18 protein-coding genes are annotated in these 14,574 nt (G+C 52.2%); 2 read left to right on the top strand and 16 right to left on the bottom strand.

Annotation, left to right across the window (positions count from 1 at the left end):
* Window positions 1-249: 249 nt before the first annotated feature.
* Both QN358_RS13450 and QN358_RS13445 read left to right on the top strand, forming a co-directional pair.
* Window positions 250-2,262, top strand: coding sequence for a type IV secretory system conjugative DNA transfer family protein (locus QN358_RS13450; protein ID WP_323512688.1), 2,013 nt, complete (start codon window positions 250-252; stop codon window positions 2,260-2,262).
* Window positions 2,252-2,518 (top strand): hypothetical protein, encoded by a 267-nt coding sequence (locus tag QN358_RS13445; RefSeq protein ID WP_323512687.1) that lies wholly within the window; start codon window positions 2,252-2,254, stop codon window positions 2,516-2,518. The genes QN358_RS13450 and QN358_RS13445 overlap by 11 nt, the downstream gene beginning before the upstream one ends.
* A 75-nt stretch (window positions 2,519-2,593) precedes the next feature.
* On the opposite strand, the gene QN358_RS13440 is transcribed toward QN358_RS13445, so the two are convergent.
* From QN358_RS13440 to QN358_RS13365, 16 genes are all read right to left on the bottom strand, one after another.
* On the bottom strand, window positions 2,594-2,923 hold the full coding sequence (locus QN358_RS13440; protein WP_323512686.1) for an Lsr2 family protein: 330 nt from the start codon (window positions 2,921-2,923) through the stop codon (window positions 2,594-2,596).
* A 380-nt stretch (window positions 2,924-3,303) separates the two neighbouring features.
* A complete protein-coding gene (locus QN358_RS13435) occupies window positions 3,304-4,140 on the bottom strand; it encodes a hypothetical protein (RefSeq protein ID WP_323512685.1) in 837 nt (278 codons plus the stop codon).
* Complete coding sequence (locus QN358_RS13430; RefSeq protein WP_323512684.1) at window positions 4,140-4,406, bottom strand: hypothetical protein; 267 nt, start codon at window positions 4,404-4,406, stop codon at window positions 4,140-4,142. Before QN358_RS13430 ends, QN358_RS13435 begins: the two co-directional genes overlap by 1 nt.
* Window positions 4,407-5,339, bottom strand: a complete 933-nt coding sequence (locus QN358_RS13425; RefSeq protein ID WP_323512683.1) for a hypothetical protein — start codon at window positions 5,337-5,339, stop codon at window positions 4,407-4,409.
* A gap of 71 nt (window positions 5,340-5,410) precedes the next feature.
* Window positions 5,411-5,869: a hypothetical protein gene (locus tag QN358_RS13420; RefSeq protein ID WP_323512682.1), complete on the bottom strand. Its 459-nt coding sequence runs from the start codon at window positions 5,867-5,869 to the stop codon at window positions 5,411-5,413.
* The gene (locus QN358_RS13415) at window positions 5,866-6,327 is read right to left on the bottom strand and encodes a hypothetical protein (RefSeq protein WP_323512681.1); all 462 of its coding nucleotides are present in this window, start codon (window positions 6,325-6,327) and stop codon (window positions 5,866-5,868) included. Before QN358_RS13415 ends, QN358_RS13420 begins: the two co-directional genes overlap by 4 nt.
* Entirely contained in the window at window positions 6,324-6,758 is a 435-nt protein-coding gene (locus QN358_RS13410) for a hypothetical protein (RefSeq protein ID WP_323512680.1), read from the bottom strand. Before QN358_RS13410 ends, QN358_RS13415 begins: the two co-directional genes overlap by 4 nt.
* Window positions 6,751-7,899, bottom strand: coding sequence for a hypothetical protein (locus QN358_RS13405; RefSeq protein WP_323512679.1), 1,149 nt, complete (start codon window positions 7,897-7,899; stop codon window positions 6,751-6,753). The genes QN358_RS13410 and QN358_RS13405 overlap by 8 nt, the downstream gene beginning before the upstream one ends.
* A complete protein-coding gene (locus QN358_RS13400; RefSeq protein ID WP_323512678.1) occupies window positions 7,899-8,741 on the bottom strand; it encodes a phage distal tail protein in 843 nt (280 codons plus the stop codon). The genes QN358_RS13405 and QN358_RS13400 overlap by 1 nt, the downstream gene beginning before the upstream one ends.
* A complete protein-coding gene (locus tag QN358_RS13395) occupies window positions 8,738-11,158 on the bottom strand; it encodes a phage tail tape measure protein (protein ID WP_323512677.1) in 2,421 nt (806 codons plus the stop codon). Before QN358_RS13395 ends, QN358_RS13400 begins: the two co-directional genes overlap by 4 nt.
* 240 nt (window positions 11,159-11,398) lie before the next feature.
* Window positions 11,399-11,755 carry a hypothetical protein gene (locus QN358_RS13390; RefSeq protein WP_323512676.1) on the bottom strand — a complete coding sequence of 119 codons (357 nt, stop codon included), beginning with the start codon at window positions 11,753-11,755 and terminating at the stop codon, window positions 11,399-11,401.
* A gap of 22 nt (window positions 11,756-11,777) precedes the next feature.
* On the bottom strand, window positions 11,778-12,767 hold the full coding sequence (locus QN358_RS13385; RefSeq protein ID WP_323512675.1) for a phage tail tube protein: 990 nt from the start codon (window positions 12,765-12,767) through the stop codon (window positions 11,778-11,780).
* A complete protein-coding gene (locus QN358_RS13380; RefSeq protein ID WP_323512674.1) occupies window positions 12,767-12,946 on the bottom strand; it encodes a hypothetical protein in 180 nt (59 codons plus the stop codon). Before QN358_RS13380 ends, QN358_RS13385 begins: the two co-directional genes overlap by 1 nt.
* Before the next feature lie 19 nt (window positions 12,947-12,965).
* Window positions 12,966-13,451, bottom strand: coding sequence for a hypothetical protein (locus QN358_RS13375; RefSeq protein ID WP_323512673.1), 486 nt, complete (start codon window positions 13,449-13,451; stop codon window positions 12,966-12,968).
* Window positions 13,448-13,951, bottom strand: a complete 504-nt coding sequence (locus QN358_RS13370) for a hypothetical protein (protein WP_323512672.1) — start codon at window positions 13,949-13,951, stop codon at window positions 13,448-13,450. Before QN358_RS13370 ends, QN358_RS13375 begins: the two co-directional genes overlap by 4 nt.
* Window positions 13,944-14,150 (bottom strand): hypothetical protein, encoded by a 207-nt coding sequence (locus QN358_RS13365; RefSeq protein WP_323512671.1) that lies wholly within the window; start codon window positions 14,148-14,150, stop codon window positions 13,944-13,946. The genes QN358_RS13370 and QN358_RS13365 overlap by 8 nt, the downstream gene beginning before the upstream one ends.
* Window positions 14,151-14,574 lie beyond the last annotated feature (424 nt).

Here is a 14,574-nt window from a genome sequence, read left to right as displayed (position 1 = left end):
CTCCTCATACCAGTCGTACTTCTTGCTCCACTCATACCGGGAGTTCTTTTCGTGAGACGTCATAGCCAAATTGAAATTGACCATAAACTCAAGCCATACCTACTTACTCCCCCGACTGACTTAGATGAAGCGCGAATGGGGGCTTGGCTCACCTCTATAAGTGGAGTGCTCCGTCCCGGGAGCTGGTCCAAAGGCGCTGAGACAATCGTCTTCGAGACCTGGGCAAACTCCCGCGGCATAGTCCACCGAATGCTGGTGCCCCGTAATGAAGCGGAGTACATCGCGAATCAGTTGCGCACCCAGATACCTGGTCTGACTGTTGCCGAAGACACGGAGCGACCGACGCTTGAGTGGAACTACGTCCTTGAGGTTGGGATGGCGAGACCATCTAGGACGCTGCGCATCACTAACGCCAAAGATCTATCTGCAAGCCTGCTTGCGAGCGTGCAGGCACTTGGCGAGGACGAGACGATACTGACTCAGTGGATCGTGAGCCCAGCGAAGCATGAACAGCTACCGTCCAAACAGAGCGCACCAGTAACGCACGACTTTCACGTGACTCAAGCACTCACGGGTAAGCAGCTTGCCCAGAACGATGAGATTGAAGACCGTCGTACGAAACTCAGCGAACACAACTTCATCGCCTTAGGCAGGATCGCTACCGTCGCCAAAGACGAGAAGACAGCGAAGAACCTCGCTTACCGAATTACTAAGTCGCTTGCTGGAGCGCACAGCCACTCCAACCGCTTTGTCACTCGGGGCGGTGATAAGAAGAAAGGGTCTGATCAAGTCAACAACGCCGAGACCCCGCTGACGTTTACAGCTCAGTTCGGAATCAGTGAGCTGAAAGCGATCCTGGCATGGCCAATAGGACGACCATTCGTAACTGGACTTCCCGCTGGATCAACGAGGCATCTCTTTGCCACGGAGGATGTGCCCCGCGTGGGTCGCATTCTTGGTGACAGCAACTATCCCGGTCATGAACGTGCAATTGCGCTCGACTACACGTATGCGATTCAACATATGTACGTCGGAGGAAAGACAGGCACGGGCAAGACAGTCTTGATGGCAAATAGCTTTGCTCAAGACGTGGCGAACGGCTACGGTGCAATAGTTGTGGACGCCAGTAACAGCGTATCCAGCGAGAGCATGTTCAGCCGGGCGCTTAGTTACGTTCCAGCGAATCGAATGGACGACGTGATCATCGTCAACGTCGCCGAAGATCTAACAAACCCGGTCGGCATAAACATCCTCGACCAGGGCAACCCGCGAATTGTGGCGGACCAGATCAAAGACCTCTTTGCCAGCATGTATCAAGATACGTCTGGCGTCTGGACAAAGCAGCTGTTGTTCCATGGTCTCTACACCCTCGCGGAGCGAAAGGGGATGACGTTTGTCGACCTCATGCCCCTCCTAAATCCTCAGACGAAGACTGAAATCGCTTGGTCTGACGACTTGATTCGATCAGTCAAAGACAAGGAGCTGCGTAACTTCTGGCAGCGATGGCAGAACTTCTCCCAAGGTGAACGGGATCGTTACACTCAGCCGCTTCTAAACAGAATCTGGCAGCTCGTAAGTCGCCCTGAGGCTCGGAACATAATCGGACAATCGGTTTCGTCATTTCAGATGAAAGAGGTACTAGCCGATAACAAGATCCTTCTCATTAGCTTGAGCGGGCTCCCGTCTGACACAGCCGGCATATTGGGCACACTCTTGGTGAACGCGATCTGGACCGCCGCGCAGACGATGACACCAGAGAAGCCGAACTTCTTGTATCTAGACGAGTTTCAGGTGATGACCAAGCTGCCACTTGGGCTAGACGACATGTTGAACCGGGCTCGCAAGCACAAGCTTGGCGTCGTTATGGGTACTCAGTATCTAGAGGACATCACACCTGAACTTCGCAATGCCGTGATCAACAATGCTCGCTCACGCGTGATCTTTCAATCGAGTTCAAAGGAGGCGCGAACCTGGAAGTCGGAATTCCGCGACCTCGACGAGAACGACTTCATGCGCATTCGACAATATGAAGCGGTTGCTCAACTTGCAACTTCATCCGGCGTAATGGCACCCGTCACCATGAAGACCCGTCCACCGCAGCCATCGTCGGGGTTTGCAGGTCGTGCACGTCAGCTGTCACAAGAGAGATATGGGCGAGCAATTGGTGACGTTGAAGCTGAAATGGTTTCGCGAAGGGCACCTGAGAGTGGTGCGGGTAAGCGTCCGCCAATCGGGATGAAGGAGTGGGACGATGTGGGGTAGACAATCCGAAGATAACCCAGAGCTGTTAACACTAATTGATTCGATCGAGCAAATCATTGATGATCACTTCCCCTTCATTGAGCAGAACTATCACAATGCGCGCAAGGCTTTAGACGCGGCGAGACACTCGCACGTAACTGGGACCGAACTCGATGAAATCACAAGCGATCTGAAATATGTATTGCGCTCGCTCGACGATGACATGATCATGGCGACAGAAGCGTTCAAAAAGATCTGGGAACCAATGTGGCCATGATTCGAGGGAAAAAAGCTTCATAAAATAGAGAAGGGGCGCGGCTGTTTGCCGTGCCCCTTCTCTTCGTTGAACTAGTTACTTACTAGCGTGATAAGCATCCTGAATCGGCTGAGCGATACGTCCACGGTCAGATACTTCGTGACCATTTGCGCGAGCCCAAGTCCGAATAGCGGCGAGGTCTTCAGCACTATTGCGAACAGTGGCTGTCGAGGTACGGCGACCGCGCTTAATCGGGCGCGCCTTGTTAGAGAACTTCAGGATCGAGTCACGAAGCTCTTTAGCATTCGCCTTGCTCAGATCGATTTCATACTCAGTGCCGTCAATTGCGAATACGACAGTCTCGTCGGCAGTCCCGCCATCAAGATCATCTTCGAGTGTTGTTGTTGTCACTACTTTCTTAGCCATGCGCTAAGTCTAAACATTGAGTCTCAATATAAAAGCCCCTAACGCGAGTTAGAGGCTTGTGTGTGTAATGAGTCAGATTTGCTCACAGAATTGCTGAGAGCTCACGAGAATGCGCCTAGGACGTCTTATTTACTCGTCGAGCTTCGTACGCATTCCATAGCCATGAGACTAAGCCTGATGGCAAACCGATAGTTATGAGTAGTTGCACCGCATTCGTTTGCAAGTAATTGACCACTACTTCGGGCACACCTGGAACGCCCCATACGGCGACGACAAGCCCTGCAGCTGTTCCGATAACAGCGAAGACCGCAGTACGAACTCCTTTAACGAGTGATGTCCTGTTTGGCGAAAGATTTGTAGATGGTGTCATGTGTTCTCCTTTATGGTTTGAACCAGTTAATTAGTTGTTGCCAGAACGGCAGCTTGACCGCTGAGTAAATAGCGACTGGTGGTGATGCCGGGGTGATCTCGGGAAGCGCCACCTCTGGCGTCACAGCCGCAGCTGGAGCAGTCGTCACAGTTGGTGTCTCAATTTCAGGCTCCAGTGTCACTGGAGCAGCTACCACAACTGGCTGCGATTGCAGAGTTGCGATGATCGCGTTCGCGTCGGTGAGCTGGGTAGTGAGATCTGCGACCTTGGTAGATAGAGCAGGGTAGTTCGCGATCTGGTCGCGTTTCACTTGCCACTCGACTGAGTCCATGAAGGATCGCATCCCTTGATCAGCTGGCTTACCTAGCCATGGGCGCCACACTTGGTCGTCGTCGGGTTCTCGAAATAGAAGTCCTCTCCATAGGTCTTTAGCTGCTTCTTCGTTCATCGCGTTTGTGTCCTCCTTTTGAATTACTAATGTGTCCTCGACATCTTCTGTCCACCCGAGATAGGTCAGGTTGAGTCCGCCGTAGTACTGAATAAGAGCACTCAGTGACGCGTGGTGAGTAGGGGACGTTGATGTCGGGCTGCTAGATGAATAAATGGTTCCGTCTGGCATACGCACTGCTACATGACCTTCAGGAACGCTAGGGATCGAGAACCAAACTGCTACGGCGCATCCTTCAGGAAAGTTCTGATCAGCATGTTTGTACTGGCTAGCGTTCCAAGCAGCAGACGCCGATGGATAGAGCGCCCCGATACTGAAAACGTCCTGAACGTACTTGAGGCACCAACCTGGGATGCAAGGCACAAGTGGGTTTGGAATCCTGATCTGTACGTAGCTCATCAGTGCTTCACCATTACGAAGATGCCGAGTGCGATGTCGAAGATCACGCCGATGATCGATATGAGAGAGATCAAGTTTCGGATGCTCTTCTGGGCACCCATGGTCTGTTGACTGAGTGCTTCTTCTACTCGAAGTCGCGATTCGTGATCTTGCATCTGACCGCTGGTTTGAGTCGTATATGCCTGCAAGCTTGTCGTCAGATTGATGACGTTTGTATTCACCTGAATCAATAGGTCATGGTCGGGTGTAGGTGCGTGCTCCTGCATCTAGATGTTCTCCACCAAGATGAATGCGGGCGAAGTCGCAGCAGCTCCGATGCCTGCGCTGGCATTCGTGATGTTGCTCGTTTGAAGACCCACGTTGTAGGTGTGAGCACCAGCAGACGGGGTGATGATGGCGATCGCTGTACCCGGTGATTGAGAGCTGGCGTTCGTGCCGAACATGTTGGCGTCAGCAAAATGTGTCCCTGATCCTGGAGTACCTTCCCAGAGGCTCATAGTGACGACTGCACTGTTTCCACCTGGGTAATACAGCGCACCACTAAAGGCAGTGAGCTTTAGGCGTTTGCCAGCAGGCACGTTGACTGTGACACTGAGCCCCGTTACTGCGGTGACTCCCCCGGCTGTCTGCGTGAAGTTTGACGTGATTTGGGCATAGCCCAATGTCGACCCGTTCGTTGGGTAGACCAGTACTCTCACGTCCGTGATGTTCGGCGCAGTGATCGTCGTCACAGTCGCCGCAACAGCAATCTGAGCAAGGACGATATAAGGGTTGGCTGCGCCGATTGCAGATTGAATCTGTGATGCAGTCGGCACAACAGGTGAGCCACTTGGTGTGCCAGCTACGGCTGCGAACTTCAAGACGCCATTTGCGTTATTGACCGGAGAAGTCGCTCCAACTACGCCCTTGTCGATATAGGCAACTATGAAGTCGATGCGAGCTGATGCAGCTGCGGTTGAGATGGTGACTGACTCGCCACCAGTGGTGTCGTGATTGACGAGGTAACCGTAGCTACTCGGATATGCGCCAGTAGTGATTCGACCAGAACCCGGGCTGACTTTGACGGTCATGTTCGGTGTTCCGTTTGGAACGACCGTGAAGCCTTCTACTACGTCACCAGATAGGAATCTGTTGAACACGGCAAAGGTGCCGTATTCATCAGATGCACCGCCTCCATAGTTCGCAACAAGCTTTGACATTCATGGTTCTCGTATTAAGTTTTGCTTTCTGTCCTCAATATAAAACATGAGGCATTTTCTTACTAGCCTATTTATGCGGGAGCTATTGACCAGGCTCCGCTATCAGTCGAGCTGAAGATGAATTTGAGGTAGACCGTCCAAGTGGTTGTCATCGTGTCGCCGTTGTTGAACGTCAGATACCACTGGCTCGCTGAACTTGTCGGGATCAACTTCTGAATCTGGTAGTAAACAGCGGCTCCGTTATTCCAAGGCGGAACCGCATACGTCATCACGTCTGGCTGCCCGATTGAATAGAAGAAGAACAGGTCGACGATGGCTGCGAACTTGCTATTGCTCGGGGTGAAAGTGAGAAGAAAGTTTTTGTTCGTTCCGTTGGTGAGTGGGAATGAGTAGTCGTTCTGACTCTGACTTGATATGAGATGGCTAAGCAGGCTATCCCCACCGATGTGCTGTGCTGACTTCAGATTGTCAACGTCAGTGCGTATCGACTGCAGGCTCTCAATGATCTCTAGGTCTCTTACACGACTCATACGGCGGTAATACTTCCCGCATCAGTGGACTGGACTGCGAACTTCAGAAGGAACGTTGTGGTCGAACCGTAGATGCCGAATAGCTTCATCGTCCAGATAGTCACGTACGGCGAGCTTGAAGACGGAGGCATCAGCGTCACGGCCGGCGACGGCCATTGGGTTGATGAAGTCATGTCAGGGTGCACCTCGTTAGAGAGACTGCCCGCGTAGATCTTGAAAGCGAGAGCCGCAATTGCGTTCTGTTGAACGGCTGAAGTGAAGGTGATCGTGATCGTCGCGGTTGCCGCTGATGCGATGGCTACAGTCTTATCTGACGCGTTCGCCGACTGGTTCAAGCAGGTCTGTAGGTTGAGCGCTCCGATGCGCTGCGCCGTCTTGATCGTGTCCACATCCTCACGCATGCCAGCCACAGTCTGAACCAACTGATTCTCAGGCAAGTTGTTCGTGCGTGCGCTCATAACTTGGTCACCGTGAACGTGCCAGTATCAACGCACTTGAGGATGAACTTGGCGAAGAGATTGACCGTGTTTGAGTCATTGGCAATAGTGAAGGTCCACGAGCGCGAGGTAGAGCTCGTGTTAGTCGGATCTGGCCAGTAGTAGAGGATTTCGTAGCCAGTGCTGCTCGTTATAGAGGTGGAGTACGAGAACGTTGCAAATGGGTTCTTCATGGTCGTCGGTGTAAAGACAACTTGGTACTGCTGCACCACGTAAGGAGCAACGCTGTCGCCGTTTATATCCCAGTTGCTAGCGCTTACGACGCGTTGAACTAGAACGCTATCGGGACCAAGTATTTGATTCGAGGCTTTGAGCGCGGCGATGTCAGTGCCTAGATCGGTGATCATCTGAAGCGGAATGTTGGGGGTCTGCCGGTCAAGTCGGCTATTCACTTTGATTCACCTGGTAGTTGTCGAAGGTCAGCTTGATGGTCTCGAAATCGTTCTCGTCGATCGAGACGTCTATCTGTTCGATGCGGTAGAGACCGTTGATGTTTGCTAGCCAAGTGTGGTTCAGCACTCTTAGTGGGATGCGATCACCAACGCTGAAGAAGTGAGAGATACCCGAGGCGTCCACTGGCACCTCTTTGGTCGTGATGGTGACAACAGGCAACTCGAGCATGTCTTTTGCAAGTGACAGAACTGTGGAGGTGTCTTGATCAAGAGTCGGTTGCAGGTCGACGCTGCTGAACTGTTGTATCTGCTCCCTGATGTAGTAGTTGGCTTGGCTGATCAGATCCATCTGGGTGCTCGTTAGTTGGGCGTCGCCAAATCCAGAACCGAGACCGTAGATCTTGTTAAAGAGGTTGATGGCGCTTCGATCGAGCGAGAAGGCTGAGACGTTTCCCAGCGGTCCACCCCAAATCAGATTGATGTCTTGACGACGAGCGCCAATCTGGGCGTAGGTGTAGAAGACTTTAAATGAATCGAAACCCATGTCGAATGGAGCGTCAGTGAGGGCGCACAACTCTTGAAGTTTGAGCTTCACATTATCGAGGACGTAGCCACGGTCGGAGACGACGCCAGTAGCGAATTGAATTGAATAACTCGTGATGCCGAGACTCCCATTTGGCTGTCCTTGAGTGCTGGCTAGGAGATCATTCGCGATCGAGGTGCGTTCGACGCCCGCATAGCTCTTCGTGACATAGCGATCCTTCGTTAGGTTCAGGTATCCGGTACAAGTGATCGTCACGATGTCGAGTTGCTGGCTGCCAGCCGCGCCTGCAGTTGAAGCATCGGTCGCGTCGTTGAAGTTCACATCGACTACTTGCGTGCCGAATAGGTACTGACCAGCTCTCTTTATCTTGATGTCGCTGACATCGGGATTGAGAAGTACGTGCGGATCCATGCCGCCCAGATTGTCGAGACAGTACCTCTCGAACTTGTTCAGATCTACCGAGAAGGTAAGAAGCTCAGCGTCGTTTCGGAGCAAGGTGTACGACCGACTAAAACAGAGCGCACTGATGTCAGCGATTCTCTGACCAGCCTGGCTCCAGACTTCGATTTCATAAAGTCGTGCTTCGCCGAGATCCATTAGATACCTCGGTAGCCAGTTCTCCACGTGAACGTACCGGTGACTGTGTCAGCTCCGTTTGTCGTGGTCAGTTTGATCGAGTTGGCTCCGACGACTAATCCCCACCAACTACTCGTCGTAGAGACGTAAGTAAGGATCGAGCCACCATTAAGAAGGACGGTTCGGTTCTTCATGTCGATCACTAGCTGGTCGCCGGCGGAAGTCGTTAGACCGTTGAAGGTAATGAACTGCCCAGTGGTGACATTGAGAATCGTCGGGTTAGTCATGGCGTTGTTCAATGTGATCGTCGGGAAAGCTAGAACATTGCCGGGGTTCGTTACCGTCGTTGGAGATGCGCCAGGAGTCCAGATAAGAGGTGTCCAGATGAAGGGCATTGCCACACCACCACCGACAGCAGGAGCAATAGTCGCGGTTTGAATTCCACCCGCTGAGTTGTCGAAGATCGTTGGATCAGTGGCGATCAGAGTAAGGATAAACGGCGCCCTATTCGGAGCCCTCTGGATTGGAATGTCCAAACCGTCGAGGTAACACAAGACGACGTATTGGTTACCCGCATTCGTAGTGATGTTGACGGGGAATGGACCACCGGATGAGACAGCTGCTTCAAACGCACGGCGTGCTGTCTCGACCGCTGCGACATTGGCAGAGAAGATGAAGCCCGTCATCGTGATCAGACGCATCGCATAGAACTGTGAGCCGACGTATCCCCCGTCTCTGCCGCTATAGGTGCCTTGGCTCGTGCGAATAGGTGGCATGCTTAGACCGCTCAGCGGCTCATCTAAATAGACCGAATTGGCGTTCGTGGAGTCGTTAATGACGAAGCCGTTTATGGTGACGATCATTGAAGTGAAAGCCTCCAGCCGAGCTTGGCTAGGAACTTCTGCTCATCCATCTGGTTATTGATGTTGAGGTTGGCGATGGTTATCGATGCACCACCTCCCAACGCTTTTCTCGTTTGACTCGCTGTCTTTACCTGTGAACCCCTGGGCAAGTTGACGATCTCAGGTCCTTGCTCACCAACGAGCGCAGTTCCACCAGGCGCATAGTTCGTACCGGTAGCGAATTTCTGACCAGGGAGCTTCAAGCCAGGAATCGCTTGCTTGGTAGTGCCGGTGACTGGGTTGCTTCCGCCAGACACGTTCTGAAGCGCCGTCTTTGTATTGCCGAGTGCGGTCGTCAGGTTGTTGTAGCTCTCTGCCTGTTTATCTACTGAGGCGTTGAGAGTGTTGGTAGTAGTGAAGGCGTCGTTCTGAGCTACCTTCTGATCGGTTAACTTCTGAGTCGCGTTTTCAACTGATTTCGCGAGAGCATCATTGGAATCTTTGAGAGCGAGCTGGTCGAGTTTCAAATTCAACGTCGCTTGTCGCGCTTCTATAGAGTTAGCGCCGTATTGCTTGATGGCATCGTTGAGCGCCTTCTGGTCAAGCTCGACGTTCAGGGAGTTTTGCTGTTGCTGTAGCTGGGCATGAGCGAGTTCGTCCTGCGCGGTCTTCGCTGCGTTTGTGGCATTGGTCAACGCTTCTTGGGCATCCTTCTGATTCTTGAGAGCGTTTGAAAAGCTGTCGCTGGTCGTCTTAGAAGAACTCGTTGACATGCTGAATGCGGTCACTGCGCCTGCGAGGATCGTGAGCCCGAGAACGACAGGGTTTATGTCACTCAGGAGTGCAAGTGCAGCTGCCCATGCTCGCGTCACAGTTGTCGCGATTCCACCCGCCGTAATGAAGCCGTAGATGCCGCTGACGAGGTTTCCAATTGCAAATGTGCCCAGCGCTACTCCCAAAGTCGTAAGAGCCACCTGGAGGGCTCTGGAGTGCTCAGACGTAAAGCTTTGAACCGCGTTGTTCACCGCGAGGAAGCCGCCAACGACACTTGTAAGTGCGGGAAGAAGAACGGTGCCGAGCTTGATCGCGTCTGTCTGAAAGACCTCACCAGCCTGTGACATCTTCTGGTTGAAGTTGTTCTGGACTTCTGACCAGCCACGGACGTTACCGCTTGCGTCGACAGTCGCAGCGCTCACTGCCTTGACCGCGTTGTTTACGTAGTCGGTGTTCTCCCCCGTGAGCATCAGTGCAGTGTTGAGAGTCGTCGCATCACCGGTCGCAGCGTATAAAGAAGCGGCGTAGGTCTTTGCCTCAGGTGAGCCACTCTTGAGGAGAGAGTTGAAACCGTGTGCTCGATCCGTCAGCGCAGAGAACTGAGCCAGAAGGTTCGCTTGGTCAACTGGAAGCTCTTTCATCTCCTTGCGATAGTCGGCAACTGTGACCTTTCCGTCGAAGAAGTTTTGAGCGAGCTTCTGAAGACTCGGAGGCATCGAGGCGATCATGGTTTTCGCATCGGAGACGGCGATCTTGCTTTGATTCATTGAGTCGATGAGGACTTTGCCGGATGGACCCATCTTTTGCATGATGGTGTCGCTGATGAGCTGAAGCGTGCCCGTAATGCCCTTAGAGCCGAGGTCAGTAGAGAGCTCAGAACTTGTAATGCCTAGCTGAGCCAAGTAGTTCGTCATCTGCTGCGTTGGGCTCTGCATCTTGCCTATTGAGTGAGCTAAGTCCTGGGTCGCTTGGTCTGCTGACATTCCGTGAACAGTCATGCTCGCGATTGCTGCAGAGATATCGACGAGACTCACGTGAGCAGCACTGGCTATAGGAAGGACAGAACTAAGAGAGCCAGCAAAGGCTTCGAAGGTCGTCTTACCTTGAGAGATGGCTGATACGAACGTGCTCGTGACCTGAGCCGCGTCAGTAGCTTTGAGGTGATAGTCCTGAAGCGCCGAGCTGACAGCGTCCGCGACTGTCTCGACGCTGGCGTTCTCTTCCTTCGCACCCTGAGCGGCTGCTTTTAGAACAAGAAGACCGTCTGCCCCGTGTTGACCGGCTGACTCGATGGTGTACATCGCATCGGTGAGCTGTGTGGTCGACGTACCTGTTGAATTGGCGACATCAAGAATGCCGCTGCTTATGAGCTTGAGATTGCTTTCAGTCTCACCGGCTGAGGTGACAAGACGGGTGAGAGCTGCTTGGTAGTCGCCTGCCGCTTTGACCGCGACGACTCCGATGGCGACAGCGGCGACGCCTGCGACTAAAGCGGTCTTGCCGAGTACGTCGTTTAGCCCGCTCGATACTGAGCTAGTTTCTGTACTCGATGCATTGAGTTCAGCAGTAGCGGCTTTGGACTTTGCAGCAGCGGAGGCAATGACAGCAGAGGCTTCATCTTTTGCCGCAATGAGAATGCTAATTATGTTTTCATTTGCTGCCACTACTTAGATATCCGTATTAAGTTATTTAGTTGCTCTTCTCTTTCAATTTAACATGTTGACTATCTAATTCCCATATGATTAGGGCGTGCTCAATTACTTCGCTAGGTTCTTGAAGAGCATCCCAATAGGAGAGATGCATTCTCTCTCGATAACGAAGAAATCTAATATCCTCTAAGACAGCTTGACTAGCAGCAGTTGAGTCACGATTAACAATTACATCTTCGTATTGTTCGTAGAGAACTAAGGCTTGGTCGAAGGCTCGATGATCGGTGACGTTTCCGTCTCTGTCTTCAAATCTTTTGGGTCCAGGGTGATTCCATTGATCTCAAGGTAAAGCTTGTCGTTAAGTTCATTGCTTGCATCTAGGTCTCCTGGCTGATAGTCATCAAGTACTAACTGACCTTTGTCATCGAGAACGAATACCTTTCCACTGACGACTCGCGCCTTTGTGAAGTCGAGTTGATACTTCAACTGAGCAGCTCTGGATGGAGCGGAGTCAGTGAATTCAGTTAGCTCGATGCGATCGCCGTAAGTAGCAGGTCGAATGAGCGCGAATGCCTCATCGGTCCAGCCATCAGCGATATCAGCAAGGGACACTCGTTTCGTTATGGCGAGGTTCCTAGGCATGTGCGTAGCCGTTCTGCGTGTTCACCAACTTGCCTTGAATCAAGTAACCAAGGGTGGAGTTGAGTTCACATGAGAAGTTGATGGTCTGGCTGAGTGCCTGTTTGAGCGGGTCATCTAAACTGATCGGCGCAAGGCGAACCTGCGGCATTGTGAAAGTCAGCTGAGGGTGTGCCGCAGTACCAATTGTGACGTCACTGTTTGTGAGGTCGATGCTCAAAGCTTGGGTTGTGTTGAGCATGCCAAGGTCTTCGAGAGTGTGATCTGTGTATCGAAGGACGAAGCTACCTGTAACGGAGTAGTCCTCGTTGTCGAAAGAGACAGGGTCGATTGCACCCATAGGAGTGAAGCGATCGGCTTTACGAGAGATCTTGAACTTGAGGCTCTTGAGCTGAAGTGCTGACGCAGCGGATAGACCAGCCACATTGGCAGCAAGTTTGACTGTGACGTGCTTAGAAGTAAATTCAGGTTCATTGGCGATAAACGCGACAGTCTCTGAGCTTGTCTGCCCAGCTTTAGCCATGACCGTACTCGTGAACTGAGCCCAGTCGTTCTGCTTGTAACTGAACTCAATATCAGACTGAGTTCCGAGCCCAAAGCGCCGAGCGATCACTGGGTTGGATCGAGCAAACGTAAGGCTTGGCGGAACGTTGCCTTGGTCAATCGTGAAGAGGTTGTCCCAGACAGCTGTCTCTCCAGAGTGAAGAGTCGGAGTGACAATGCCAAGCATGTTAAGCATGAAGTAACCAATGGTGTTCGAGGTGACTTTGCCGTTGATCGTTCCATCAACCCACTGCTCAGTTACAGCAGAGTCGTTGACCTCTTCAACTCGCCCCATTGCGCTCGTGTTCTGAATGACGGTTGTGTTCGGGTCTAGAGAAAGCGCTAGGTGACGTTGCCAAGCTTGAGGGGCGACGGTAGTTCCGGGAACTGCTTCAATGCCAACCCCCACAGAGTCTTTACGTCCGATAAAAGGGTTACCCATTACTCACCTGCCTTTTCACTTATAGTTTTGTTGTATTCCGCCACCGCCTCTTCTGGAGTTTCCGCTTCAATGGATACACCGTGATGAGGTAAGAAGTAGCGCCGTTTAGCCGTGACAACATTCTTAGCAATCTCATTCTTTGATTGCTCTTCTATGTTCTCTTGTGGCTTATCGGTCATAATCTCAATTTAACACGTCCTATAGATCTTGTGAATATGTAATGCCTATTACGATTTCCAATAGGAGTAATGCTCCTGATTTACCAGACGCTATTCGCCAAGAGACTTTACCTATATCCATGATCCAGTTTTGAATATTGGGATCGATCTGAGTTAGCTCGTCCACCCAGTCATCGTGTTCGACTTTGTTTACGATCAAGTCAGTGATGTCGTACAGCTGGTCATAGAGAGCACTTTCAACGTCGGAAGGATCTTCCAATGGCCAACTCACGATCACATCGAACTTTGGCGTGTGATCGTTCTGAGAGTTTGAGCCAGGCGTACTAGCGAACCCGTCAGGTAAGACTCGCGCGATTGGTGAACCTTCGAATGCGTCTCGAGTGTTGTCGACGACATCAACGAAGGCGTCTTCAGCTCCACTGCCGGCGTCGTATTGCAGAGACGACAAGATGGTGACGAGAGCGTCTTTGATACGCCTGTTCAAACCTCTGGTGTCAGTCGTCATAGCGCTCCCCTCATATCAAGGAACATCGCCACACCGTTAGAGAAGAGTGCCTTGATCGGACCTTCGACAACTCGAAAGGTCGGCGCTACGAATGGATGAGGCTTCGTACCGTCCCGAGCAATTGTGGCTGCAACGGCAAACACGTTGAGACCCTTCATTTCACACCACTGCGCGAGTGACGAGTCGGGACCAGAAGGCGGTCGGTGAGGTGCAGATCCTGTCTCCAAAGGGAGGGCGTAAGACGCGACACTCTTGTTCGGAGCCACTACGGCTGACTGCGTAGCGGTGTTGTACTCGATGTCGATGTTGTTGGCGATTCCCTGCCCCATTGATGCGCCCACACCCTGGTTGACCTTTGACTTCATTTCGCCCTTGGTCATGTTCGCTGCTTCAATCAGCCACGCATTTACGTAACGAGGAAACAGAGCTGCTAACTCGCCCAGTGCGGTCTCGACATCAGTAGCATTCGCAACGATCGAGTAGGTGATTCCTTTAGGCATGAGCGTTCTCCGTGACAGCTGTGACCTGGATGTGGCTCACAGCGGGGAAGCTTGAAAACACCTGACGTCCTTTGACGATGTAGTTCTCACCGTTGAACGAGAGTCGATCGTTTACCTGCACGTCAGTTCCGTCGTCGAAGTAGACATCCCATGCTTTACCAACGTCGTAGCCGTTCTGTACGGCTGAGGTTCGACTCATAGGCATAAAGAGACAGCTGACGGACTTGAGCTTCGTTACGTAGCTCTGACGACCGTTGGTGCCTATCTTCTGCGCTCGTGAGGTAGTGGCTGTATGAAGAAGCCCCAGCATCACACCCTCTGCATGGCGTAGCTATCGATGATCAGATAGTTCGCTTCAGCCGTATTCATAGCTGGGTTAGGTCCACCAGTGCCAGTTCCTCGCACTGCGCCAATCGTTTGAATGCGGTAACTGCCCACAGATGTTGAGACGATGTTCTGCCCGCCGTTGATCGCGTAGTTGTAGAACGCCGCTGCGATCCCCAAGGCTGCCAACTTGAGGTCATCAGGTACTTCTAGGACACCGTATGGCTATGTCAACTTGAATGAGGCCCGGGGTGACGGCTAGATCGAGACCCACCTTGTCTTATTGTGCTTGTCGTGGT

The sequence above is a fragment of the Subtercola sp. RTI3 genome (assembly GCF_035018625.1).
GTDB lineage: Bacteria > Actinomycetota > Actinomycetes > Actinomycetales > Microbacteriaceae > Subtercola > Subtercola vilae.
The sequence above is the reverse complement of the archived record's forward strand: the minus strand, read 5'-3'. Positions and strand labels throughout refer to the sequence as shown.

What these genes read in the sequence shown, in the direction of transcription:
- QN358_RS13405 (WP_323512679.1), bottom strand. Translation starts at nt 7,899, where the DNA reads ATGGATCTCGGCGAAGCACGACTTTATGAAATCGAAGTCTGGAGCCAG.
- QN358_RS13430 (WP_323512684.1), bottom strand. Translation starts at nt 4,406, where the DNA reads ATGCAGGAGCACGCACCTACACCCGACCATGACCTATTGATTCAGGTG.
- QN358_RS13450 (WP_323512688.1), top strand. Translation starts at nt 250, where the DNA reads ATGCTGGTGCCCCGTAATGAAGCGGAGTACATCGCGAATCAGTTGCGC.
- QN358_RS13380 (WP_323512674.1), bottom strand. Translation starts at nt 12,946, where the DNA reads ATGACCGATAAGCCACAAGAGAACATAGAAGAGCAATCAAAGAATGAG.
- QN358_RS13425 (WP_323512683.1), bottom strand. Translation starts at nt 5,339, where the DNA reads ATGTCAAAGCTTGTTGCGAACTATGGAGGCGGTGCATCTGATGAATAC.
- QN358_RS13415 (WP_323512681.1), bottom strand. Translation starts at nt 6,327, where the DNA reads ATGAGCGCACGCACGAACAACTTGCCTGAGAATCAGTTGGTTCAGACT.
- QN358_RS13445 (WP_323512687.1), top strand. Translation starts at nt 2,252, where the DNA reads ATGTGGGGTAGACAATCCGAAGATAACCCAGAGCTGTTAACACTAATT.
- QN358_RS13385 (WP_323512675.1), bottom strand. Translation starts at nt 12,767, where the DNA reads ATGGGTAACCCTTTTATCGGACGTAAAGACTCTGTGGGGGTTGGCATT.
- QN358_RS13375 (WP_323512673.1), bottom strand. Translation starts at nt 13,451, where the DNA reads ATGACGACTGACACCAGAGGTTTGAACAGGCGTATCAAAGACGCTCTC.
- QN358_RS13420 (WP_323512682.1), bottom strand. Translation starts at nt 5,869, where the DNA reads ATGAGTCGTGTAAGAGACCTAGAGATCATTGAGAGCCTGCAGTCGATA.
- QN358_RS13400 (WP_323512678.1), bottom strand. Translation starts at nt 8,741, where the DNA reads ATGATCGTCACCATAAACGGCTTCGTCATTAACGACTCCACGAACGCC.
- QN358_RS13440 (WP_323512686.1), bottom strand. Translation starts at nt 2,923, where the DNA reads ATGGCTAAGAAAGTAGTGACAACAACAACACTCGAAGATGATCTTGAT.
- QN358_RS13435 (WP_323512685.1), bottom strand. Translation starts at nt 4,140, where the DNA reads ATGAGCTACGTACAGATCAGGATTCCAAACCCACTTGTGCCTTGCATC.
- QN358_RS13370 (WP_323512672.1), bottom strand. Translation starts at nt 13,951, where the DNA reads ATGCCTAAAGGAATCACCTACTCGATCGTTGCGAATGCTACTGATGTC.
- QN358_RS13365 (WP_323512671.1), bottom strand. Translation starts at nt 14,150, where the DNA reads ATGAGTCGAACCTCAGCCGTACAGAACGGCTACGACGTTGGTAAAGCA.